Raw genomic sequence first — 20,872 nt, 5'->3', positions numbered from 1 at the left:
CCACTCGATAACGGAGTGAATCGACTCGAGGGAGACCGCACGGACGCGGTCGCCCCAGTTGTAGGTGTGAGTATCGATCACGTCGCCGGCGACGTCTTCCCGGAGATACTGGACGATCCCCCGATCATCGGTTCGATCTTGCAGGAGCGTCGTGAAGAAGTGCCGGTAGTGTGGCGTGACGTCCTCCGTCGCCTGCCGCCGGTTCGGACCCATCCCCGTTCTCGAGCGTGCTGTTCGACGATATCGCGGCCGTCCGACGGCGTCAGGCGCTGGCCCCACGACCCTCGTGTCGAGAAAGAGCGGCCGGGCCGACGACACCGGATCCGGGCGAATCACGAGCCACCGACCAGTAGCCGTCGGAGTTCGTCGTCGACGGGGACGACGGTGTCGCGCTTGCGCTTGTTCGAGGCCGTTCGCTCCTCGCCGTTGACCACCGTTCCTGTCTCTTATACACATCNCCAGCCCGCTCAGAGATGTGTATAAGAGACAGGTCCACTCGAGGTCGACCGCCTTCGTCTCGAGACGTCGGTCCCGGAGATCGAGGTTACAGCGTTCGTCGACGCGAATCCCCGTCTTCAGCAGGGTGGCGACGACGGCACGTTCCAGCGGATGGGCGATCGTCTCGACGAACGAGCGCATCCCCGGGACCGAGATGTCATGGCGCGACGGGTCTGCGTCGATCGATTCGGACAGCTCCTCCATAACCAGCCATCGAATCGTCATCGTCGAAGACGCCGACTCGAGTCAGATAGTCGTAAAACCGGTTGAGAGACGACGCGTCGGTGGCGATCGAACTCGGTTCGAACTCGCCGCGCAGCGAGTGGATCCACGCCATACACTCCCGTCGACCGGCGTCGCGCGGACGCCCGACGTGGTCGAATCGCTCGCCGACGAACGCCTCGAACTGTCGGAGCACGCGCTCGTACGCCTCGAGTGTCCATTCGCTCTTGTCGTGATAGCGCTGGTCGTCGAAGAAACACGCGATCGAATCCGCGACGTCTTCGGGCGCGTCGGTCCCGGGCTCATACTGTTTGACAGAACACGTGAAGGCGATTCGTTTCGCTGGGGTCGCCGCCGTTGGCGACGGTCCCCTAATTCACGATCGGTTTCCTGCTGACGTTCGCCCGACAGTATTAGTTCCCATCGGGGTCACCGACCAGCGTGTAGTCACCGCGGCGACCGCTGTACCGAATGCGGGGCGTCCCCTAGAGCCCCTCGAGGGTGTCATCTTCCAGCAACTAGAGAGGCCGTGTCTCGAGGCCGTGACCCCAGGGGTTACGTCCCAGGAACACCATGTAATTCGCCTAACTATTTCGTCGATTTTCACTCGAGAAGAGTACGCCACGAATCAGTCACCATATCGCAACTGTCTGCTGAATCTAATATTTGTGATCCTGGACCCATAATGGCAGTCTGTGCAGGCACAGACTCACAACTAACTCCGAGTTGGCGGCGAAGATACGGTCCCAGGGCCACAAATAAATGCCCTTATTTGTGAATTTGGGCTAGATTGAAGTGAGTCGCGTTCGATCGGTGGGATATGACGACCGACGAGCAGTCGGCGGAGAAAACCTACGTGAAAACCTACGTCCCGACGTCCCAGAAAGATGAGTGGGCGACTCACGCCGACGAACTCGACATGAGTCAGAGCGAATTCGTTCGAACGATGGTCCAGGCGGGCCGGCGAGACTTCCAGATCCCGTCGATGAACGGCACCCAGTCAACCGTCGACAACGCCGGGACAACGGACGACGACTTCGAGGATCGAATCCTCGCAGTCATCGAACGAGAGGGGGTCCTCGACTGGGACGGACTCGTCGACCGACTGATCGACGACGTCGAAGACGACGTCGATGCGGCACTCGGGCGACTGCAAGACGAGAACCGCATCCGATACAGCGGTCGCGAAGGCGGATACGTACTGACGAACGATGAGTGACGACGATTCCATCGCGTACTTCCTCGAGGACATCGAGTACCACGGCCGCAACGAGCGGACAATCGACGCCTATCGCCGTGTGTTGCGCTCGTTCGAATCGTTCCTCGAGGTGCGCTTCGATACGTCCCCGTCGGAAGCGGGGTACCGTGACTGTATGGCCTTCGTACACGATCTCCGGACGGAGTACACCGAAAGTACCGTGGCGAGCTACGCGTCGTATCTCAACCGGTTTTACGGGTATCTCGTACGTGTCGGCCGCCACGACGAGAATCCTATGGAGCTCGTCTTAGAGGAGATGAACGAATCGATCGAGTCGAACCCGTCACGACGGGACATTTCGCTCCCAGAGATGCGGTCATTCGTAGGAACGATTCGCCATCCGCTCCACCGGGCCATCGTGCTGACGTTTCTCAAGACCGGGATCCGATCGGGCGAGCTCTGTAACCTCGATTTGATCGACCTCAACCTCGACCACGACGCGCAAACGTGGCGTCCTCGAGCACAGATAACCGAGAAGCCGGAAACGCTGTACGTCTCCTCGGAGCACAGCCACGGGGCAGAATCGAACGGCACCGTTCGGCAGGCGTCGAACAAACGCAAGCGGGAAACGACCGTTCCAATCGACGACGAACTCAAAACCGCGCTCATCCGCTGGCTGGCGGTTCGACCCGGCTCGCAGTCCTCGAGCGAACCGTTGTTCACCGGAACCGTAGAGCGGTGGGGCCAACGACTAACGATCGATACGGTCCATCACACCGTCGAGCGATATACGAGAGCGTACGGGTGGCTTCGAACCGGCGGCGGCGCCGCCGAAAACGTGACACCCCACTACTTCCGGCACTTCTTCACGACGCACCTGCGCGATCGGACCGGCGACCGCGGCGTCGTGAAGTATCTCCGCGGTGACGTCGCCAGCGACGTCATCGATACCTACACCCACAACTGGAACGACCGCGTTCGAGAAACGTATCTCGAGAACATTTACTCGCTTACGTAGCTAATTTCGAACCCCGCGGTTCCTCGACGTCGCCCGTCGAGCGAGCATCTTCGACCGTTCTGTCTTCTGAGATGGCAGTCATCCGTCCTCGAGACTCCATTTCGGTCAGTAGCAGGGTACCGTGCATAGAAAACGGGAGTTACAAATAATCGCTAAGACTGGGCCGTCTCTGGCCGACAACTCACGATGAAGCGAGCTACAGACCGGTCCCGGCACTGATCACCGTATTCTTCCGTTAGTCTGTGAAAATGAATGTCGCGACCGAACGCTTCACGCACGTACTAATCAGCATACTATAATCAAGGCATTTGATCACAGAGGATCAGTTGTTGATCTGGACCGGCGCGAATTTCTCGGTTATCCTGTGAGTGTTGCCATCAGCTCAGCGGCTGGTTATTTGCTGATAGCGAGGTGTATGCGACGGTGCAGGAGAAATACCTTATTTGAGTGACGACTAATTCATATATTACTACAGTGTATCGGGAAGCGTTACGTTCGAATAGTTATCACCACACAGCCATCGCCAGCATATGCGAGATTGATATATCGTATAGCGCTATATGAAATGTGGGGTCTCTGCTGACGAGACGATCGAAGGGCTAGGTACCCACCCGAGCGCTGCCGCCTCGCCAGTTTCAGTAGCGCTGATGAACAGGTTTCCCGAGCGAGGTGAACCCCGCGAGTTAACGTTGTGGTCTTCGGTTTCGGCTACTCGTAGCGCATCGGCCAGAGTAGCTGCTTCCAGCAAGATGCGTGGCTCCGCGGCTACGTTTCATCGGTCGCTAGATCGTCGTTCCGAAGCAGTTTTTAAGCTGATAACTGTGGTGTCTCCTCTCTTTGAATAAGTGTTCGGCGGTGATCCGATTCCCACTCGTTTCGTGTCGAAATCAGAACACCACGGCCGTGGAGCGACGCTTCGACCTCTGGTAAATCGACGAGTGCCGACGCCGTCTTCTCCCGAAAGCGGTGGGAAACGTCGAAGTGGGTCGTTTCGGTGGATCGCTGCTTCGCCGAGCGGGCGTGATCCGGCCGGTTCCTACCTATCGTTGGTTAGTCATGGTTCCGGACTCCGCGCTCGTTTCCATCGTACCTTTCCAAGATAGGAACAGTATGTGAAATCGATATCTGCGACAGGCGGCATCGAATATAGCAAGGCGCCCCGAGGAGCGAGCAACCCCTTATTTGTACCGCTGGTCGGCCGTTACTGGCCCGCTGAACACCGAGTAGAGGAACAGGAAATAGCCAACGATGATCGGCATGAAGATCGCCGCGAAGACGGACGTCATATTGAGCGCGAGAGGGGAGACGACCGCGTCGGCGATCGTCAATCCGGCAGCGGGATCGACCGTCGGATACAGCAGCGTCGCGAGGAAGACGACGAGTGTCGCCGCAAGGCCGGACGCCGAAAGCACCGACGCGTGGTAGCGTTCCCGCGACGCTGCGACGACGTTTGCGGCCGCAAACACCAGCGTCACGACGACGAGTGCTCCGGTCGATCCGGACAGCAGTACCGGTCGTAACCCGGGGTACTGACTGTACAGTACGGCTGCCGTGATGACAAACAGGAGGATGTAGGCGCCTGTCGCCAACTGCCCTCGCTGGACGACTCGAGTGCGGAGTCCGCGTCTCGTTTTGACGCCGAGAAACGCGCCACCGAGAACGACTGCAAGCGCGACGACGGTGAGCCCGACGACGAACGGAGCGATCGCGAGCGGCGACGGCTCGCCGAGGACCCAACTGGCGACGAAGACGCCGAGGAGGAACGGCGAAAGCGTACTCCCGGCGACGAAGCAAGCATCCCAGAACCGGACCCACTGCTCGTCGTCGCGCTCTTCCCGGAGTTTCGATCCCAGTCCGCGCAGCGACAGGGAGAACAGGATCGCGAACACGAGTAGATAGTACCGACCCAGAACGTTAGCGTAGACGGCCGGGAAGCCGGCGAACAATACGGTGCCGAACAGAACGAGCCACACCTCGTTGGCCTTCCACAGCGGGCCAAACGCGGCAAGCATGAGTTCTCGCTCCGAGTCGTCGGCTTCGGCGAACAGAATACCGAGGCCGAAATCGAACCCGTCGAGCAGGAGATAGACCCCCAGCGCGAAGACGACGAGTCCGAACCACAGCTCCGGGAGCGACTCGAGCACGTATGCCGAATCCGAGAACACGCTAGTCATCTGCGGGCACCCCCGGCGAATCGGGTCGGTTGTCGTCGGCGATACCGATCTCGTGTCGGTCGGCTTCCTCGTCGATGATACGTTTCAGGACGTAGAGGAAGACGCTGAATAGCAGGACGTACCCGACCACGAATGCGAGCAGTGTTAACGTCGCCTCGGTCCCGGTCACCGGTGGGGAGACGCCGTCGGACGTCTTGAGGACGTCCTGAATGATCCAGGGCTGGCGGCCGATCTCGGCGACGTACCAGCCGGTGATCAACGCGACGAAGCCAAGCGGCGAGGAGAGCATAAGCGCCTTCAACAGCCGATCGTCGTCGGCAAGACCGCCTTTCCAGAGGCGGTAGGTCCCCCAGGCGCCGAGTGCGATGAACCAGAAGCCAAGCCCGACCATAATCCGAAACGACCAGAAGACCCACGCGACGGGCGGCGAGTCGTACTCGAAGTCGTTGAGACCGGTTACCTCGGCGTTCGGATCACCCCCGCTAGCGAGGAACGACGCGAAGTGTGGAATGCTTATCGTATAGAGGTTGTCCGCACGCGGATCGGTGATCGACTCGAACTCGGTCGGTATGGCGACGACGTGTAAGTCGGCCGATCCAGTCTCGTAGTGGGCCTCCATCGCGGCGAACTTGTGTGGCTGGGTTTCGGCGACGTGGCGACCGTACATGTCGCCGTGGATGGCCTGAAACGTCGACGTCAGGAGGAGGACGACGACGCCCACCCGGAGCGCGGTTTTCCAGACGTCGCTGTCACGGTTCTTCCAGACGAAGTACGCGGCGATACCCACGATCAGCAGCGTCACCGAGATGATCGCCGCGTTCTGCATGTGGACGTACATCCACGGGAAACGCGGGTTGAAAAACGCCGCGAGCGGATCGGTAAGCTGTGCGATCTGCACACCGTCTTCCATGACGATCTCGTAGCCACGTGGCGTCTGCATCCAGGAGTTGACGACCAGGATCCAGAACGCCGACAGCCACGCGCCGAGTGCGACCATAAACGACGAGAGCGCGTAGAACCAATCGGAGACGCGGTCACGCCCGAACAGCAAGATCCCGAGGAAGACGGCTTCGAGGAAGAAGGCCATTTTCGCTTCGAACGAGAGCGGGCCCCCGATCAGTTCGCCGGCGACAGTCGAGAACGCCCCGAAGTTCGTCCCGAACATAAAGCCCATCGGGATGCCGGTGACGGTCCCCATGATGAACCCGACCGCGAAGATCTTCGTCCAGAACTTCCGGAGCCGGACGTAGCGTTCCTTTCCGGTTCTTACCTCCTGAACGGTGAAGTAGACCAGAAACGGCGCCAGCCCGACCGAGAGCGCTGCGAAGATGATGTGAATCGTAATCGCCCACCCGAACTGGATTCGGCTGGCTAACTCCGGCGTGAGAAACGCCAGCCACGGCCCGAATTCGGTCATCATCGTCGTGACGGTTGGATCGGTCATCGATATTGCTCGACTAGCGGACATATCATGCTCACCAAGTAACTACGAATAGGTGTTCAACACCGGTAAGCTACACTTCGTACATATCCAAAATTCGATGGATGGACCAGAAATACGCTCCCCGGTATTCGACTTTCGGTTCACAAACCAAAGTTATTCTGTCTATTCGCTTCCGGCGTTTGAACGACGGAATTACTGATTCAGCGGTACGGGATTAGCCGATTCGAGATTGTTCGGGGGTTACCACTATACCGGCAATGACTGTCGATACCTCCATCCGTCGCGTTTCAACCGACAATATTGGGTGCCAGCCGGTCGCTTAACCGAACCTGCCCGCTACACGCGGGCAGCGCCGATGGAGATCACCTACACGCCAATCGGACACGTTCGATCGCCGTACGATTCCCCTGCCGACGTTTCCCACGAGGAAACTGACGAAACGACCAGCGAGATCGTCCTCGAGGAGGAGTATAAACGCGGACTCGACGGGTTGGCCGAGTTCTCTCACGCCGTCGTCCTCGCACACCTAGACGAAGTCGAGGAGGCGCTGCTTACGTCTCGACCACCTCACGCTACCGATGTCGAAGTCGGCGTGTTCGCGACCCGGAGTCCGTTCCGACCGAATCCGATCGCCCAGACCGTCGTCGAGTTACGCGACCACGACGGAACGGCGCTTCGGGTCACGGGACTCGACCTTCTCGACGGGACCCCCGTACTGGATATAAAGCCCTACGTCCCGGCAGTCGACCGGGACGAACTCGCCACCGGCTGGCTCGAGGAGTAATACTGCCGGACGATCCGAGTTACGCAGCGATCATACGCGACCGGTCGTGAGAGACGATCGGAGGGATACTGACTGTTGTCCGCGGTAGAAACGGCGTTTCTGATCGGGTATGAGACGGCATCGAACAGTCGAACACCACACGACGATACGCTGTAGTTGCACTCATACAGTTTCCTGTCGTCACTGACCGCCGATCGCCACACGGGGTCGGCGATCGGCGGGACATCGGTACAGCAGTCCGTATCAGGCGTACACCCCAGGCTCGGTCTCGGAGTTCCGATCCAGGTAGCGTTTCACGAGTCTCGACTCGGCCATTCGAAGGCGATAGGAGAGCGTCGACTTTGGAACGTCGAGTTCGTCTGCGAGTTCTTCGATCGTCACCTGACGCGGACGCTCGTAGTAACCGTTCGCGGCGGCGTGTGCAAGCGCCCGCCGCTGTGAGCCCGTCAAGTCGGCGTCGACGAACGCGTCCCCGTGCCACTCCGTTGCTTCTCCGAGGTGTCCGATCTCGACTGTCACACCCGGTCGACAGGCAGCCTCGACGTGATCGAACAGCTCGCCGACCGCCGCATCGGAGCGCATCAGCAGTCGCCACCGTTCCCGGCCGGCGCGGTGTCTGTGCTCGAAGACCGTCCCCGGCTCGAGATACGTCGAGGCGATGTTGTGGATCGAGTGGCAGTCGCAGATGTCCTCTACGTACGCGTAGACCAGCCGCTGTCTCGGGGCACACTCGAGCCGGTACGCCGTGCTCGTACCACAACACCGTTCCGTTCCGATCGCACGCGGGAGATAGTCACGATCCTCGAGGACCGTCTGGAGGTGATCGGTCGCAGCCGGCGGGCCGGTGAGCTGGACGAGACGAACGTACGACGTCCGGCCGACCGCGACGTCGATTGTCGCTGCCTGGAGATTCGGATACTCGTGGAAGATGTCGGCGACCGGGTCTTCCCCGGGCTCGTAGGTCAGCGTGAAAGTAAACTCGCGAAGGCGGTCTGTCGTCGTACTCATCGTTTTGGGTTGGGTGACGCGGGCGGGATGCGGTTCGATACGGTCGGTGACGTCGGGGTCGTTCGACTGGGGAACGTAGCGGTGGCCATCCCGTTCGAAACTAGCCGGTTCCGACGCCTAAATGAGTCGAACCGGACGATTTTCGATGCGTCACGACCTCACATCGACCACCTCCCGGAAAATATTGCTCGAACCGGGTCAGTCGAGAACGCGGCCAGTCGGAAGGTGGTTCATACTGTCGGACAGAGCTATTGTACGGTTGCCGATACGTTGGTACAAAGAACCGTATCGCTCGACAGCTAATCCGACAGCGGACTAGGTAACTGAACCACCAGGGATACTATTCGTCCGCCCAGAACGACCAGTATGAAATCCGTCTACGCGACAGAACTATCAGCAGCCAGTGAAGTGGCTATCGAGACCGAAACCTGTCTCGACTGTCTCGAACGGATCGGCGTCGACGAACTCCACCTCGTGACGGTCGTCCCGGTAAACGTCCATGGCGGGACGATCGGGATCGACCACGAGAAACGGCGCAGGCGCGTACTTCGGCGCTATCGCAACTCGATCGAGGACGTCGGATTCGATGTCGAGACACACGTGGTTCGAGGCACGCCACACCGCCGAATCAACGGGATCGCCGAGACCGTCGGCGCGGATCTCTCGATCGTCGGCTCGCGCGGGAAGAGTCCGCTCGAGAACCGGCTCATCGGGTCGACGACGCGGAACCTCGCCCGGACGACGGTCGTGCCGTTGCTCGTCAACCGCATCGAACGCGAAACCGAGTCACCCGACCTCGTCGAGAAACACCTGTTCGAACGACTACTGTACGCGACTGACTTCTCGGCGAACGCGGACCGGGCCTTCGAGGCGTTCTCCTATCTCCGCCACGCGGCCCAGGAGGCGACGCTGGTCCACGTGGAGACGGAGACCAGCCCCGGCCCCGACGGAGACCGCGCGCCCGAAGAGCGACTCGAGGAGCTGACCGACCGACTCGAGGAGTGGGATATCGACGCGACAATCGACGTCCGGATGGGCGACCCCGCCGACGAGATTCTCGCCGCGGAAGCGACCCACGAGCCGACGACGACGCTGGTTGGTTCGCGCGGCCAAAGCAAATTTCGCCGGCTGCTGCTTGGTAGCGTCTCCGAATCGGTCGTCGCCAACGCGGCCGGCAACGTCTTCCTCGTTCCGGCGCGTCGAACCGCCTGAGACGGTCTACTGTAACTATAGTAGCTACTGAAAGTCGATGCATACCCGATCGGCGGACGGCGTTGCGATCGGTGTGTACACCGTTTCAGTAGCTACTATATGTACCGCCGATCGCCAGCACGGGGCCGGTGATCGGCGGTCAGTGACGACAGGAGACCGTACGACCGGTTTTCGGGGACTGCCATCGTCGCCAACTGTCGGTGTGTCCATGGGCGATCGTTCGAGGACGCGAGGGGTCCCGACCGGCGGTCATACTGCCGGACAGAACGAGTGTGCGCAGTCGCCGCGCCCGTCCGGCGAACCCGCTTCAGCGACTGCTGTCCGACAATAAAAAGGGTTCGTGACGGATAGCCGTGGGACGGTCGGCAGCCGTCAGTTAAACAGGGAGTTCGTCAACAGCCGCCGGAGCCGTTCTGTCTGCCTGAAATCGTGGGGTCTGGACCATGACGGTGGTCGTGTCGGCGCATCTGAGTACCGGTTGCCTGGCCGACTGAGGCGTCCATCATAGGCCGGTCGGGAGTGGACGGTCAATCGTGGGGATGGAACCGCTTGATGGCCCGGTCGACGGCCGCCGTCTGCCCGAGGAATGTCACGCGGTCGCCGTCCCGGAGTCGGTGATCGCCGGTCGGGACTTCCGTCGTCCCGTCCTGGTGGGTGAGCAGCCCGACGATACAGCCGTCGGGGATTTCGGCGTTGACATCGGCGATCGTTTTTTCGACGAGATCCGACGCGGTGACCTCGATCTCCTGCACGTCGCCGGTGCGGCCCAGTTCGTTCATCCACGCCGACAGCGACGGTCGCTCGAGGACGTTCTCGAGGGACCAGGCGGTCGCCATCGAGAGATCGATCGCTCGGACGCCGAGTGACTCGAAGGCGTCGACGTTCTCCGGCTGGTTGACCCGCGAGGCGACCTTCTCGACGTCGAAGGTCGTCTTCGCGAGCTGGCAGACCAGCAGGTTGACGTCGTCGTCCGGCGTCGTGGCGATTACCGTCTTCGCGTTCGACGCCCCAGCCTTCTCGAGGACGTCGGCATCGGTGCCGTCGCCCTCGAGCGCCCGCAAGCCGCGCTTGCGGGCCGTTTCGACCGCATCGGGGTCGGGGTCGACGAGTAGTACGTTCTCTCCGTCCTGTTCGAGCCGTTCTGCGAGCGAGAGGCCAACTCGGCCCCCGCCGACGAGTATCGTACGCATTGGTGACACCTCGAGATAGTTCGCGATCTGTCGTGCGAGGCCGGCCTGGAGGACGACCGTCGCGAAGATGATCAGAAAGACCGTCCCGGCGAGCAGTTGGGCCTCCTGGGGGCGACCGAGTGCCTGCAGTTCGACGGCAAACAGCGTCGCGACGCTTGCGGGGATGATCCCCCGTGGACCGACCGCCGAGAGGAAGAGCCGTTCGCTGCGGGTAAAGCGCTCGCTGGTCGTCGACAGGTAGATCACAGCCGGTCGTAACACCAGCGTAATCGCGACGACGATGGCGAGTCCGGCCAGCCCGAGTGTGCGGATGTCCGCGAAGTCGATCAGCGCCGCCAGTGCGACGAAGACGAAGGACAACACGACCACCGAAAGGTCGTCGAGGAAGTCGATCACGTCTTCGTGATGGGGGAGATCGACGTTACCAAGGACGAAGCCAGCCATCGCAGCCGCGGCGATCCCCGTCTCGTGGGCGACGAGTTCCGCGCCACCGTAGGCGACGACGATCCCCGCGAGGACGATTAGTCGGGCGTGTAACGGACCGGTTCTGGGCGTGAGGTTCGACCGCGTGAGCACCAGCCATACCACTCCGGAGACGAGTGTGCCGATCGACAGCCCGACACCCAGCCGCAACGCGAAGTCCGCGACGAGGTGTGTGAGACCGCCATCGCCGGCGATCAACACTTCGAAGACGACGACCACCAGGATCGCTGCGGTCACGTCGTTGATCACGCCTTTGCCCTCGAGGACGGCGGCGACGTGGTCACGGACGGTGACGACCTGTAGAACCGGCCCGATCACCGTCGGCCCCGTCGCGATCAGCAACGCACCGACTAACAACCCGACTTCGATACTCGTCTCGAGGAAGACAACGACGGCGGCGGCCGCCCCGAGCCAGGTTATCGCTGCTCCTACCGTCACCATCCGCGTCAGTGCCCGTGGGCTCTCACGCAGCTTCTCGAAGCGAAGGTGGTAGCCGCCCTCAAAGAGGATGATCGCGACGCTGACACCGACCATCGCCGAGAGCCCGTCTCCGAACGTCTCCTGGGTGACCAATCCGAGCAGTTCGGGACCGATAGCGATCCCCGCGAAGATCAGAAAGAGGACGCTCGGAATCCGGAGCCGATCCGCGAGGACCCGGGAGGCGACACCCAGTGTCAGGATCAGCGCAACGATTGCGACGAGCATCACGGCGAACCACGCAGCAGTGCGGTGTCGGTGGCCCCGAGTAGTTCATACTGCCGGACAACACGATGCATACGCCGATCGCACTCGAGACGCCGTCGCGAGACGCGACAGATGCCGAGACGCGATCGGGTGTATGCTGGCTGTTGTCCGGTAGTAGCAACCCTGTGCTGTCGTCCCCGCGGAGACATCAGTCGCCTCCGTCAAGAGTCGTTTGCGCGTGTGATTCGTCCGATCCGGTTTGCTGAACGACCTGGTAGAGGATCATCGCGGCGACGAAAAACGACGATCCGACCAACAGGAAGACGCTCACGACCTCGAGCGAACCGGTGCCGAGCCAGTCGGAGAGTTCGGAAAGCGCGATACCGATACTGGCAAACACCATCATGAGCCCGAAGTAGACGATCACGTCGTTCTCCTCGACGATCGTCGTCGCCGCGGAACCGATCTTGGCGCCGAGGGCGCTGCCGACCAGCAACAGCGAGACGACCGTCAGGTCGACGCTGCCGGACATGCCGTAGGTGAAGGTCCCGAACGCACCCGAGAACAGCCCGGCGAACAGGCTCGTCCCAACCGCGGCCGTCAGGGGTGTGCCGATCAGGTAGTGGATGGCGGGCATGCGGATGAAGCCGCCACCGACGCCGATCAGCCCCGAGACGAGACCGACGCCGCCGCCTGCGCCGGAGATCGTCCACACCGAGGCTCGACCGCCGGAGGTCAACGAGATCATTGGTGGCACGTTGTACGACTGGATCTTCTGTCCGATCGCTGGGTTCTCGTCGTCCGAATCGTCTGCATCGTCTGCATCGTCTGCGTCGTTCCCGTCGTCCTCGAGGTTGTAGGCGCGTCGCAGGAACAGCGCACCGATCCCAGCGAGCAGGACGATGTATGCGATGCCCGTGACGAGTTCGGCGATACCCAGCGCCTCGAGGGCGAAGACGAGCCGACTGCCGAGTTCGATCCCGACCGAAAGGACGACGAAGAGGATCGCACCCAGCTTGTAGTCGACCTGGCCGATGTCGTAGTGTTTCAACACGGCGATGACGGAGGTGCCGAAGTAAAACGCCAGCCCGCTGCCGATCGCGACCGAGGCGGGGTAGTCGAGGATCAACAGGGTCGGCGTGATCAGGAACGACCCGCCCATCCCGAAGAAGCCGAACAGCACCCCGACCATGAAGCCGAAGCTCACGAACAACGCGAGCAGCGGCAGGCTGAGTCCGAGTATCTCCATCGATTAGTTCACCTTGTCGGAGCGGATCGTCTCGACGATCGACTCGAGCCAGCCGTAGGCGACGTAGAGGGCGATCGCCTGTACGAGGATGAAACCGACGACAGCGAACGCGCCGGTAACTCCCCCTTCGATTCCGATCATAGTCGTGTAGATAGGCGTGTCCTCGAATTAATCGTCAGCGACGGCGCTGTCTTCGGTCGCGGCACAGCGGTTGGGACCGAGCTCGAGTTCGTTGCGCTCGTCTTCGCTGTTGGGTTCGTAGACGCCGAGGTTCGTCTCGATGACCTTCTCGTAGTTCGGGGGCTTGGACGGGAGGTTATCGAACATGTGTTCGACGAACGCGTCTTCCTCGAGCTGGATGATCTCGTTTTTCGCCCAGATCTCGCCGACGGTCGAGAACATGGGCATGCCGGGTTCGACGTCGATGTACTCGCCGCAGTTGGTCAGCGAGAAGTGTCCGGGCAGGATCTTGACGTGGTCGGGCAGCGTCCCGATCTTGTGGTGGAGCGTCTCGTACTGGACGCGGGCGCCGGATTTGGCGTCCTCGCCGGCGAACTGGAGTTCGGTGCGACCGATCGATTCGACGAACAGGGTGTCGCCGGTCAGCAGTGCCTCGTCCTCGACGAGATAGGCGGTCATACCGGTCGTGTGACCCGGCGTATGGACCGCCTTGATCGACACGTCGCCGACCGAGACGGTCTCGTTGGGCTCGAGGCCGTCGAACTCGAACTGTGGGTCACGCGTGTTGGCGGGCTCGCCGAGATGGTACGGAACGCCGTACTTCTCGGCTACGATTCGGCCCGCGGAGATGTGATCGGCGTGGATGTGGGTGTCGAATACCCGCTCGATCTCGTAGCCGCGTTCGGCGGCAGCGTCCTCGAAGGCGTCGGTCGCGCGGGTGACGTCGACGAGGGCGGCCTTACCGGTGCGCTTCGAACCGATCAGGTAGCCCAGACACCCTTTCGCACGACGCTGCAACTGGAGGAGTTCGAGGTCATCCCGCGTGGTTGCGATTGGGACAACATCGTAGACCAGGCTCCAGTCTTCCATCCCACCCTCGACGTGGGCGACGTTCTCGAATCCCTCGACTTCATCGAGGTACGCGGCGAACTTGCCAGCCGAGCGCCCCGTTGCACACGTGACGACGATCTCGTCGTTCGTGTCGTACGCTTCGGGGTCGAAGTCACCAACGAGTTCGTCGTCACTACCGGAGTACTCGACGTTTTCAGCCTCGGCGATGCGCCAATCCTCGTAGTCTTCCGGTGCTCGCGTGTCGAAGAGCACGTCAAGATTGTCAGCTTCGATTCGGTCTCGTAGCTCTGCTGCCGAAATGGCCTCTGGCATACAGTACAAACCTCGAACTGCCCAATATTAAGACTTCGAGCAGCCAGAATAATTGGTCCTTTCGGGCAGTCTGTGGCGAACTCGGGGCAAGAAGGGACAGAAGTTGCCGACACTAGAATGTTACTTGGTATCAGGGTCGTCCGGAGAGTGTGCGTGACCGTCGTGTTCGACTGCCGTTGTGGCGAGTTCAGCGGAGAGTGCCGGCACGTCCGCATCAGTAACCGAACCCTCCGTCTCGAACTCCTCGAGTGAACGCGGAAATGCTCGTAGTTCTTTGTGGATGGTAATGCCGGCGATTGCGCCTTCGCCCATCGCAACCGGGATCTGGCTGTATCCCGGCGTGAGGTCACCGACCGCGTAGACGCCGTCGACCGACGTTTGGCCGTGGTCGTCGACGGCGACGGAACCGTCCTCGGTGCGCTCTATGTCGAGTCCTTCGACGACCTCGTCGTGGTAGTCTGAACCATACATTGGGAAGCCGCCGCTGTAGGCACGAACCTGCCCGTCTTCGAACTCGAAGGATTCGAGCCAGCCGTCGTCGCTCTTGTTCATCCCTGTAATTTCTGCAGTGACGACATCGACAGGGTGGTACTCGAGCATCGTCGCCGTCTCGTCGCTCCAGGACGGGTCCTCGCCCCGGGTGAGCAGGTCGACGTCGTCGGTGAAGTTCAACAGGATCATCGCGACGTGTGCACCAGCCTCGCCCGCCCCCATCACGTAGACCGGTTCGTCGACGAACATGAAGGCATCACAGAGGAGGCAGTAGTGCAGTCCCCGACCGGTCGGCGGGAGCGGTGGATCGGGCCGTTTGTCGGCAAAGCCCGTTGCGAGAACGACCCGAGAGACCCGATAGGATTCAGCATCCGTCTCGACGCGGAAGCCGTCATCGGCCCCCTCGCCGAGTGGCGTCACCGACTCGACGAACCCCCGTTCGACGTCGGCACCATATCCCTGTACCTGTTCGCGGGCGGTCTGTAGCAGTTCGTTGCCCGATGTCTCTTCCGTGATACCGATCACGTTGTGCGTCTCTTGCATCATTGCGGCACGTCCACCGCCACGGTCGATGACCACTGTATCGAGTCCCAGCCGTGTCGTGTACAGCGCACTCGTCAACCCAGCGGGTCCGCCACCGACGACTGCAACGTCGTAATCGAATCCCGTATGCATGTGTTCAAGAGATGCCGTCGGGCAGGTAAAAATGTATCCTAGGGGGAATCTATCGTAACGACTGAAACGGGTTACACGCTGCTCGCACAGCGCACGGGTCGTCCCTCCCCGGGCCGCGCGTCCGTCGTGCGATCAGGTGTGCCGTGACGGTCAGTGGTTATAGTACCACCTCACGCGCGCTGCAACACCAGATCAGCCATCCACAGACGCCGTGCTACTCGAGACACGCAGTTATCATCCGTTCGGAAACGTCTGGCCGGCCCGTCGCGTTCATGGCCAGAACGATGCCGGCTGTCGAGAGGCCAGCTTCGTCGAGCGTGCGGGCCTCTGCTTCGGCGTCCGAGCGGCCACGTTCGTAGTAGTGTTCGTTGATCCGGTCGTGGTACTGCTGGACGAGCTCGAGTGCGAACCGTTTGACCGACGACTGTTGGCCGTCAGTCGACGGGCCGCCGGTTGCAAGCTCGTTGATCCGTTCGACCAGCTCATCAGGGTCACTGCTCACGGTAGCTTCACCCATACGTCTCTCTCGGTAGTGAAGCTACTTATACGCTTTCGACAGACCGGCGGATCGGACTCGTGTTGTCGTCGACAAAAATGAAACTGGCAGGAAGCGAGCCCGGTCTATCGTGGAATAGACTCAGCCGGGCACACTCACCGTCTCGTCACAGCGATTCGCTTACGACTCGAGTTCTTTCAGCGTGAACCACCAATCGTAGGACTCGTAGCCCTCCTCGTCGGCCTCGGCAGTTCGTGCTTCAGCCTCGTCGACGGTTCCTGGCGGTGAGAGCAGGACCTTATCGCCGAAGTTCTCGTTCTCGGGCCAGTTGGCCGGCAGTGCGACACCTTCGTGGTCGGACGTCTGGAGTGCTTCGAGCGAGCGCAGCACCTCGTCGACGTTGCGGCCGATCTCCTTGGGGTAGTAGAGAACCTGTCGCGTGATCCCCTCTGGGTCGACGATGAAGACCGCACGGACAGTCGATGACCCCTGGCCGGGATGGACCATCCCGAGCGCGTCGGCGACATCGCCGCTTTCGTCGGCAATAATCGGGAAGTCGATCTTCTCGTCGATCTCCTCGTCGATCCACTCAGTCCACTTGATGTGTGAGTGAACGCGGTCGATCGAGAGGCCGATCAATTCGGTGTTCAGTTCTTCGAACGCCTCGCGGCGCTGTTCGAAGCCGACGAACTCCGTCGTACAGACCGGCGTGAAGTCACCGGGGTGGCTGAAGAGGATGAACCACTTACCCTCGTAGTCGTCCGGAATCGACTTTGGACCGTGGGTCGTCGCTACCTCGAGTTCGGGGAACTGGTCGCCGATGAGTGGGAATCCACTCTCGTCGCTTTCGTCAGTCATTGCATTTTGGCTTACGGACCCGCCAACTATAACTCCTATTCAAAAAGAAATCTTTTCGCATTCCTCATTCGGTATCGGTGATGCGGGTAACTTTTTCGCAATCCAAGAACGGTACCATGGATACCAGTAGCAGACGCCGAAGGAGAACAGTACCGAAAACAAAACGATCTGGATCGAACCTAGTCCGACCGTGCCGAACCCATCCGCCGAAGGAACTCGACGAGAACGCCGAGCCCCTGCCGGACGTCGTCGTCGCGAAGCGCACCGAGCATCCCCAGCAGGCCGATCTTTTTCGGTGGTTCCTCCTCGGTGAACGCACCGAGACCCGACTCGACGGAGTTGATGAGTTCCTCATCACCGAGCTGATACCCTAACACGAGCATGTTCCCGAGGTTCTGTCCGAGCTGATAGGGCTCGAGGTCTGCGTCGGTGTAGGCGTGGCTGAACCCAGCGACCATCATCCGAAGCTCCGTGATCGGCTGGCGGTTCTCCTGGACGACCGCCACAGCCTCGGGCACCAGGTCCTCCGCGAGTTCGTAGGTTACGTCGAGCAACTCGAGTAGTTCGATCAACGTCTCCTCGTTCTCACCGAGTCGTTCGAGCAGCGTGAGCGTCTCCTCACGTTCCAGCGCGACCCGGATCCGCGCGATCGTCTCGCGGTTCTCGCGAACGATCGTCTTGAGTTCCGGAACCAGATCGCCCACGAGTTCGTCGACAACCTCGAGCAGTTCGAGCAGTTCGACGAGGGTATCGGCGTTCTCGCCGACCCGCTGGACGAGCACGAGCGTTTCCTCTTGCTCTAGGGCCGTTCGTAACTCGGCGATAGGCTCGCGGGAGTCGTGGGCTGCCTCGCGGAGTTCGGGCGCGAGATCAGCCGACAGCTCCTGGACGACGACGAGCGTCTCGAGAAGTTCGGCGAGTTCCTCGTCGTTTTCCTCGAGCGTCTCAGCGAGTTCGTTTACTTCGGCGGCCTCGAAGGGCGTATCGTCGAAGTCACCGTCTACCGATTGGTCTTTCTGAGCCATGTTACGGAAGTGGATCGTAGCCTTTCATCCAGGCGTCCCAGTAGACCGACGGGAGGACGTTGACGTCCATGATCCAGTTCATCTTGCTCTCGACGGGCGCGGAGATTGGCCCCTCGTAATCGAACTCGGCGATCAACGCCTTCCCCTTCTTGGTGAGCAACGGACAGGCGGCGTAGCCGTCGTACTCCGCGAGCATCGGCTGATCGTTTAGCAGCGACGTCAGATTCTTCGAGACGACGTGTGCCTGTTTGCGTGCGGCCGCGGCCGTCTTCGAGTGAGGGGCGTTCTCACAGTCTCCCAACGCGAAGACGTTGTCGTAGTCGTCGTGCTGGCAGGTGTGTTGGTCGATGGTGATGTACTCGCCGGACTCGGAGCCGTCCGCAAGCGGCGATTCCTCGGTAATCGCTTTCTGGCCGAACTGTGGAGTGACCGGCGCGTAGAGGTCGTATTCGATCTCTTCACCGTCAGCACCGTAGACGACGCCCGCGTCGGGGTCGACCCGGTCGACGGAGAAGTTCTCGACGAACTCGATATCACGGTCGTTCCAGATCTCGTACAGTTTGTCGCGGTAGGGCTGGACGCCGAAGTGGTGTTCGGCGTTTCGGGTCATGATGACCTCGACGTCGTCGCGGATACCCTGTCGACGGAAGTAGTCCTCCGCGAGCATCGTTAGCTTCAGCGGCGCACCCGGACACTTGATCGGCGTATCGGGCTGGGTGACGAGGAACGTCCCACCGTCGAAACTCTCGAGGGCCTCGCGCATCTCGAGGGCGGCCTCGTAGTGGTAGAACGGGTAGACGTCGTCGTGTTCTTCCCAGGCTTCGACCAGTCCCGGCATCGCGCTCGGATCGAGTCGATGCCCGGTCGCGACGACGAGGTAATCGTACTCGAGGTCGTCCCCGTCCGCGAGTGAGACGGTTTCCTCGTCGGGGTCGATACTGGTGACAGCATCGTGGACGAACTCGACGCCCGGCTTGAGGAGTTCGTCGACATCCCTCGACTGATCGGGGTCGAGGTATCCGAACGGCACGAGGTAGAACGAGGGTTGGTAGTAGTGATCGGTGCTCTTGTCGACGACCGTGATGTCGATCGCGTTGGCGTCGAGTTTGCGACGGAGGATGTTCGCCGTCATCGCTCCACCGGACCCGGACCCAACTACAACTATACGAACCATACACCGCCAAATACGGGGTCGATCCTATCTAAACGTATGTTTGTGGATAATAATCTCGGTCGGTGACGAGTCGCCGACCGGAGGGCGCAAATACTGCGGGTATCGTCGAGCGACGCGACGGGGCTTGCGATCTTGCCGTTGTACACCACGGTCCCGGACTGTAGACAGTCAGTGCCGAGCGGGCTGGGTATCAGAGCCGAAGCGGTTCCGTCGTCGTCCCGACTTTACTCCTCGCCGGTCTCGACCGGGGCGTCGACGAGGTTGCCCCACTCGATCCAGGAACCGTCGTAGTTCGAGACGGCATCGTACTCGAGGAGTTCCGAGAGGACGAACCAGACGATCGATGACCGTTCGCCGACGTGACAGTAGACGATCGTCTCCGTGTCGGGATGAATCGCTCGGTCGCGAAAGAGGTGAGCGAGTGCCGCCTCGTCTTTGAACTGGCCGCGTTCGTCGATGACTTCTGACCAGGTGATGTGGGCAGTCCCCGGAATGTGGCCCGCCGTCCGCGCTTTGGGGAGATCCTTGTCCGGCGGCTGAGTCTGTTCGCCGCGAAACTCGGCCGGCGAGCGGACGTCGACGATCGTGACGTCGCGCGCGAGCGCGGACTTGATGTCACTTCGGTAGGCGCGGATCCGCTCGTCCGCGGAGTGGGCGGTGTACTCCTGGGTAGTGACCGTCGGACGGGCAGTCGTCGTCGGCCCACCGACCGCCTTCCACCGTCGTTTGCCCCCATCGAGCAATCGCACGTCCGTATGATGGTAGTACTTAAACAACCAGTAGAGATACGCCGCGTACTGATTTCGGTTGGTGCTGTAGATTACGACCGTGCTCTCCTCGGTAATGCCGCGTTCGCCAACGTACTTTTCAAAGCAGTGCTTGTCCGCGACCCCGCAGCCGTCGACGTCGACGAGGTCGGCGAGCACGTCGATCTGAACCGCTCCAGGAATGTGGCCCTCGTCGTACTCGGCATCCGCTTCGACGAGTCGGAGCTCGGAGTCGTCTCGCTCGAACGCCGAGAGCCGCTCTTCGACCCACTCCGGTGACACCAGAACCGACGACTCGGTGTCCCCTTTACCGCACGATTCGCCGGCGAGTCGGTAACACGTCTGACGACCATCGTGCAGGGCCGGCGAGGAGTCGATGAGCTTGGCCTCGGAGAGTTGGTCCAACCCGTATCGAACGGTCCGCGACGAGAGCAGTGTTTCCTCGGTCAACGCCTTGAGCGTCATCGGGCCCTCGTCTGTGAGGGTTTTGTAAATGAACTTCGAACTCGGCGGTAAGTCCTCGAGTGCAGTGTCGGTCTGGTTTTCCGCCATAGTTGGTCTATGTACGAGTAGGGTGGTCGACTATACAGTTCTTTCGCCACTGGCCGTCGATCAGTTCGACGCGTCGTGGCCTCACCGCAGTTCGACGACAAGCCGAAAATATTGCGGCCGGAATTACATATGTATGGATGTAATGTAGTGAAAGAACCCACAATCGTTTCGCCTTTCCACGCACCGATCGCATAGGCATCGTTCGAGGCCGAAACGGTCACGTTACGGGCAGCGTCAAGTGGGACTCGAGACTCGTTCAGAACCGTGACCGGATGTATCGCTGGTCGACGAATGCTTGCCCCGGAATCGAACGTGATAGCGAGAC

17 protein-coding genes and 1 pseudogene are annotated in these 20,872 nt (G+C 60.9%); 4 read left to right on the top strand and 14 right to left on the bottom strand.

Annotation, left to right across the window (positions count from 1 at the left end; all coding sequences use genetic code 11):
• Positions 1 to 9: 9 nt before the first annotated feature.
• Positions 10 to 1,054 (bottom strand): annotated as a pseudogene (locus tag C493_RS00340) (tyrosine-type recombinase/integrase); the annotation flags it as partial.
• Positions 1,055 to 1,540: 486 nt separating this feature from the next.
• Here C493_RS00340 and C493_RS00335 point away from each other — a divergent pair.
• Positions 1,541 to 1,939 (top strand): DUF5805 domain-containing protein, encoded by a 399-nt coding sequence (locus C493_RS00335; protein ID WP_007257385.1) that lies wholly within the window; start codon positions 1,541 to 1,543, stop codon positions 1,937 to 1,939.
• Positions 1,932 to 2,936 carry a tyrosine-type recombinase/integrase gene (locus tag C493_RS00330; protein ID WP_007257384.1) on the top strand — a complete coding sequence of 335 codons (1,005 nt, stop codon included), beginning with the start codon at positions 1,932 to 1,934 and terminating at the stop codon, positions 2,934 to 2,936. Before C493_RS00335 ends, C493_RS00330 begins: the two co-directional genes overlap by 8 nt.
• Positions 2,937 to 4,114: 1,178 nt before the next feature.
• Here C493_RS00330 and C493_RS00325 read toward each other — a convergent pair.
• Complete coding sequence (locus C493_RS00325) at positions 4,115 to 5,110, bottom strand: cytochrome d ubiquinol oxidase subunit II (RefSeq protein ID WP_007257383.1); 996 nt, start codon at positions 5,108 to 5,110, stop codon at positions 4,115 to 4,117.
• Positions 5,103 to 6,554: a cytochrome ubiquinol oxidase subunit I gene (locus tag C493_RS00320; protein ID WP_007257382.1), complete on the bottom strand. Its 1,452-nt coding sequence runs from the start codon at positions 6,552 to 6,554 to the stop codon at positions 5,103 to 5,105. The genes C493_RS00325 and C493_RS00320 overlap by 8 nt, the downstream gene beginning before the upstream one ends.
• A gap of 355 nt (positions 6,555 to 6,909) precedes the next feature.
• Between C493_RS00320 and tsaA the strand changes: the two genes are divergently transcribed.
• Complete coding sequence (gene tsaA / locus C493_RS00315) at positions 6,910 to 7,338, top strand: tRNA (N6-threonylcarbamoyladenosine(37)-N6)-methyltransferase TrmO (RefSeq protein WP_007257381.1); 429 nt, start codon at positions 6,910 to 6,912, stop codon at positions 7,336 to 7,338.
• Between the two features lie 243 nt (positions 7,339 to 7,581).
• Here the strand turns inward: tsaA and C493_RS00310 are convergent, their stop codons facing one another.
• Positions 7,582 to 8,346: a helix-turn-helix domain-containing protein gene (locus C493_RS00310; RefSeq protein ID WP_007257380.1), complete on the bottom strand. Its 765-nt coding sequence runs from the start codon at positions 8,344 to 8,346 to the stop codon at positions 7,582 to 7,584.
• 366 nt (positions 8,347 to 8,712) lie between these two features.
• On the opposite strand from C493_RS00310, the gene C493_RS00305 reads away from it, so the two are divergent.
• The gene (locus C493_RS00305; protein ID WP_007257379.1) at positions 8,713 to 9,558 is read left to right on the top strand and encodes a universal stress protein; all 846 of its coding nucleotides are present in this window, start codon (positions 8,713 to 8,715) and stop codon (positions 9,556 to 9,558) included.
• A gap of 527 nt (positions 9,559 to 10,085) precedes the next feature.
• Here the strand turns inward: C493_RS00305 and C493_RS00300 are convergent.
• The 10 genes from C493_RS00300 to C493_RS00260 all read right to left on the bottom strand — a co-directional run bounded on the left by C493_RS00300 (position 10,086) and on the right by C493_RS00260 (position 20,547).
• Entirely contained in the window at positions 10,086 to 11,936 is a 1,851-nt protein-coding gene (locus C493_RS00300; RefSeq protein ID WP_007257378.1) for a cation:proton antiporter domain-containing protein, read from the bottom strand.
• A gap of 187 nt (positions 11,937 to 12,123) precedes the next feature.
• Entirely contained in the window at positions 12,124 to 13,164 is a 1,041-nt protein-coding gene (locus C493_RS00295) for a sulfite exporter TauE/SafE family protein (protein WP_007257377.1), read from the bottom strand.
• Positions 13,165 to 13,167: 3 nt separating this feature from the next.
• The gene (locus C493_RS23300) at positions 13,168 to 13,305 is read right to left on the bottom strand and encodes a DUF7512 family protein (RefSeq protein ID WP_007257376.1); all 138 of its coding nucleotides are present in this window, start codon (positions 13,303 to 13,305) and stop codon (positions 13,168 to 13,170) included.
• Between the two features lie 27 nt (positions 13,306 to 13,332).
• A complete protein-coding gene (locus tag C493_RS00290) occupies positions 13,333 to 14,508 on the bottom strand; it encodes an MBL fold metallo-hydrolase (protein ID WP_049889045.1) in 1,176 nt (391 codons plus the stop codon).
• A 120-nt stretch (positions 14,509 to 14,628) separates the two neighbouring features.
• Positions 14,629 to 15,675, bottom strand: coding sequence for an NAD(P)/FAD-dependent oxidoreductase (locus tag C493_RS00285; protein ID WP_049889044.1), 1,047 nt, complete (start codon positions 15,673 to 15,675; stop codon positions 14,629 to 14,631).
• 214 nt (positions 15,676 to 15,889) lie between these two features.
• Complete coding sequence (locus C493_RS00280) at positions 15,890 to 16,192, bottom strand: hypothetical protein (RefSeq protein ID WP_007257373.1); 303 nt, start codon at positions 16,190 to 16,192, stop codon at positions 15,890 to 15,892.
• Between the two features lie 159 nt (positions 16,193 to 16,351).
• Positions 16,352 to 17,029: a peroxiredoxin gene (locus C493_RS00275; protein ID WP_007257372.1), complete on the bottom strand. Its 678-nt coding sequence runs from the start codon at positions 17,027 to 17,029 to the stop codon at positions 16,352 to 16,354.
• A 179-nt stretch (positions 17,030 to 17,208) separates the two neighbouring features.
• Positions 17,209 to 18,054, bottom strand: coding sequence for a DUF1641 domain-containing protein (locus C493_RS00270; protein WP_007257371.1), 846 nt, complete (start codon positions 18,052 to 18,054; stop codon positions 17,209 to 17,211).
• Position 18,055: 1 nt separating this feature from the next.
• On the bottom strand, positions 18,056 to 19,228 hold the full coding sequence (locus C493_RS00265) for an NAD(P)/FAD-dependent oxidoreductase (RefSeq protein WP_083912349.1): 1,173 nt from the start codon (positions 19,226 to 19,228) through the stop codon (positions 18,056 to 18,058).
• Between the two features lie 224 nt (positions 19,229 to 19,452).
• Complete coding sequence (locus tag C493_RS00260) at positions 19,453 to 20,547, bottom strand: rhodanese-like domain-containing protein (RefSeq protein ID WP_007257369.1); 1,095 nt, start codon at positions 20,545 to 20,547, stop codon at positions 19,453 to 19,455.
• Positions 20,548 to 20,872 lie beyond the last annotated feature (325 nt).

Origin of the sequence: Natronolimnohabitans innermongolicus JCM 12255 (assembly GCF_000337215.1) — an archaeon.
Classification (GTDB): Archaea; Halobacteriota; Halobacteria; order Halobacteriales; family Natrialbaceae; genus Natronolimnohabitans; species Natronolimnohabitans innermongolicus.
This window is presented reverse-complemented; position numbering and strand designations above follow the sequence as displayed.

Excerpts from the sequence above, each read along its gene's own strand:
- C493_RS00335 (WP_007257385.1), top strand. The coding sequence starts at position 1,541 with ATGACGACCGACGAGCAGTCGGCGGAGAAAACCTACGTGAAAACCTAC.
- C493_RS00330 (WP_007257384.1), top strand. The coding sequence starts at position 1,932 with ATGAGTGACGACGATTCCATCGCGTACTTCCTCGAGGACATCGAGTAC.
- C493_RS00325 (WP_007257383.1), bottom strand. The coding sequence starts at position 5,110 with ATGACTAGCGTGTTCTCGGATTCGGCATACGTGCTCGAGTCGCTCCCG.
- C493_RS00320 (WP_007257382.1), bottom strand. The coding sequence starts at position 6,554 with ATGACCGATCCAACCGTCACGACGATGATGACCGAATTCGGGCCGTGG.
- tsaA (WP_007257381.1), top strand. The coding sequence starts at position 6,910 with ATGGAGATCACCTACACGCCAATCGGACACGTTCGATCGCCGTACGAT.
- C493_RS00310 (WP_007257380.1), bottom strand. The coding sequence starts at position 8,346 with ATGAGTACGACGACAGACCGCCTTCGCGAGTTTACTTTCACGCTGACC.
- C493_RS00305 (WP_007257379.1), top strand. The coding sequence starts at position 8,713 with ATGAAATCCGTCTACGCGACAGAACTATCAGCAGCCAGTGAAGTGGCT.
- C493_RS00300 (WP_007257378.1), bottom strand. The coding sequence starts at position 11,936 with ATGCTCGTCGCAATCGTTGCGCTGATCCTGACACTGGGTGTCGCCTCC.
- C493_RS00295 (WP_007257377.1), bottom strand. The coding sequence starts at position 13,164 with ATGGAGATACTCGGACTCAGCCTGCCGCTGCTCGCGTTGTTCGTGAGC.
- C493_RS23300 (WP_007257376.1), bottom strand. The coding sequence starts at position 13,305 with ATGATCGGAATCGAAGGGGGAGTTACCGGCGCGTTCGCTGTCGTCGGT.
- C493_RS00290 (WP_049889045.1), bottom strand. The coding sequence starts at position 14,508 with ATGCCAGAGGCCATTTCGGCAGCAGAGCTACGAGACCGAATCGAAGCT.
- C493_RS00285 (WP_049889044.1), bottom strand. The coding sequence starts at position 15,675 with ATGCATACGGGATTCGATTACGACGTTGCAGTCGTCGGTGGCGGACCC.
- C493_RS00280 (WP_007257373.1), bottom strand. The coding sequence starts at position 16,192 with ATGGGTGAAGCTACCGTGAGCAGTGACCCTGATGAGCTGGTCGAACGG.
- C493_RS00275 (WP_007257372.1), bottom strand. The coding sequence starts at position 17,029 with ATGACTGACGAAAGCGACGAGAGTGGATTCCCACTCATCGGCGACCAG.
- C493_RS00270 (WP_007257371.1), bottom strand. The coding sequence starts at position 18,054 with ATGGCTCAGAAAGACCAATCGGTAGACGGTGACTTCGACGATACGCCC.
- C493_RS00265 (WP_083912349.1), bottom strand. The coding sequence starts at position 19,228 with ATGGTTCGTATAGTTGTAGTTGGGTCCGGGTCCGGTGGAGCGATGACG.
- C493_RS00260 (WP_007257369.1), bottom strand. The coding sequence starts at position 20,547 with ATGGCGGAAAACCAGACCGACACTGCACTCGAGGACTTACCGCCGAGT.